This is a genomic window from Pyxidicoccus fallax (assembly GCF_012933655.1).
Lineage (GTDB): Bacteria > Myxococcota > Myxococcia > Myxococcales > Myxococcaceae > Myxococcus > Myxococcus fallax.
The window spans coordinates 1-484 of record NZ_JABBJJ010000769.1 but is presented as its reverse complement, the minus strand read 5'-3'; the positions used below and the strand labels follow the sequence as shown (position 1 = coordinate 484).

The window sequence follows — 484 nt, the reverse complement described above, 5'->3', positions numbered from 1 at the left end:
CCCGCCCCTGGTCCAGCAGCGCGTGCGCCAGCGGACACCGCCCCTTGCGCAAGAGCGCCAGCGCCCGCTCGGGCACCGCGTCCTCGCGCAGCGGGTCCTCGCCCAGCCTCGCGCGCAGGGCCGCCTCCTCGTCGGGCTTCAGCAACTCACAGGCGAAGGGCCCCGCGAGATGCAGCGTGGCGTGCGGCGATGCCAGCCGCAGCCGGCACGCCTCCGAGGGCCGCGGCGCCCCTCCCCGGAAGTGACGGATGAGGCCGAAGAGCCCCAGGTGGATGTGCAGCCGGACGCCCCCCTCGAACGTGTGGAACAGGTGCTTGCCGTGCGCCTCCACGTCGACGAGCGTCCGCCCCGACAGCACGCGCGCCCCATCCGCGAAGCGCCCCTGCGGGGAGTCCGCCGTGAAGCGCCGCCCCACCAGCCAGCGGCGGTGGACCCGGGCAACCCGGTGGATGCTGTGTCCTTCAGGCATCCCCCTGGGTAACCC

At 75.0% G+C, this 484-nt stretch carries 1 protein-coding gene; it reads right to left on the bottom strand.

Features of this window, described 5'->3' with window-relative positions:
* A partial coding sequence (locus HG543_RS54090) for a DNA-formamidopyrimidine glycosylase family protein (protein WP_281404570.1) occupies positions 1-469 on the bottom strand: 469 nt, incomplete at its 3' end.
* Between the last annotated feature and the right edge of the window lie 15 nt (positions 470-484).